The following is a 1,479-nucleotide window of genomic DNA, read 5'->3' on the forward strand; positions in this document are numbered from 1 at the left end:
TGGCACGAGCGAGCATTGCTTGCGAAGTGATTGGAAGTGGTTCCAAGAAAAGCCTCTAAGCTTCAGCTGTACGAGACCGTACCGCAAACCGACACAGGTGGACGGGATGAATATTCCAAGGCGCTTGAGAGAACTCAGGAGAAGGAACTCGGCAAATTGATACCGTAACTTCGGGAGAAGGTATACCCCGGTAGTGTGAAGCGCCTGCGCGCTTAGCATGATGGGGTCGCAGAGAATCGGTGGCTGCGACTGTTTATTAAAAACACAGCACTCTGCAAAGACGAAAGTCGACGTATAGGGTGTGACGCCTGCCCGGTGCCGGAAGGTTAAGTGATGGGGTGCAAGCTCTTGATCGAAGCCCCGGTAAACGGCGGCCGTAACTATAACGGTCCTAAGGTAGCGAAATTCCTTGTCGGGTAAGTTCCGACCTGCACGAATGGCGTAACGATGGCCACACTGTCTCCTCCTGAGACTCAGCGAAGTTGAAGTGTTTGTGATGATGCAATCTACCCGCGGCTAGACGGAAAGACCCCATGAACCTTTACTGTAGCTTTGCATTGGACTGTGAACCGGCCTGTGTAGGATAGGTGGGAGGCTTTGAAGCGTGGTCGCTAGATCACGTGGAGCCATCCTTGAAATACCACCCTGGTTTGTTTGCGGTTCTAACCTTGGTCCGTTATCCGGATCGGGGACAGTGCATGGTGGGCAGTTTGACTGGGGCGGTCTCCTCCCAAAGTGTAACGGAGGAGTTCGAAGGTACGCTAGGTACGGTCGGAAATCGTGCTGATAGTGCAATGGCATAAGCGTGCTTGACTGTGAGACTGACAAGTCGAACAGGTGCGAAAGCAGGACATAGTGATCCGGTGGTTCTGAATGGAAGGGCCATCGCTCAACGGATAAAAGGTACTCTGGGGATAACAGGCTGATACCGCCCAAGAGTTCATATCGACGGCGGTGTTTGGCACCTCGATGTCGGCTCATCTCATCCTGGGGCTGTAGCCGGTCCCAAGGGTATGGCTGTTCGCCATTTAAAGAGGTACGTGAGCTGGGTTTAAAACGTCGTGAGACAGTTTGGTCCCTATCTGCCGTGGGCGTTGGATACTTGACGGAGCCTGCTCCTAGTACGAGAGGACCGGAGTGGACGTACCTCTGGTGTACCGGTTGTCATGCCAATGGCATTGCCGGGTAGCTAAGTACGGAAGAGATAACCGCTGAAGGCATCTAAGCGGGAAACTCGTCTGAAGATTAGGTATCCCGGGGACTTGATCCCCCTGAAGGGTCGTTCGAGACCAGGACGTTGATAGGTCGGGTGTGGAAGCGCAGTAATGCGTTAAGCTAACCGATACTAATTGCCCGTGAGGCTTGATCCTATAACACTGATGGTTATTGACCTGGTGATATAGCGTTCCAAGTGTCGTTCAATACAAAATACTGGCTGCACCGTCAGCAGCCAGCCAACACAATTACACCCACTGTGCG

1 rRNA gene is annotated in these 1,479 nt (G+C 52.9%); it reads left to right on the forward strand.

What is annotated here, in order from left to right:
• A 23S ribosomal RNA gene (locus AC6LJW_RS29395) occupies nucleotides 1–1,370 on the forward strand; the annotation flags it as partial.
• Nucleotides 1,371–1,479: the final 109 nt, after the last annotated feature.

The sequence above is a fragment of the Achromobacter sp. 1012554356 genome, from assembly GCF_059760815.1.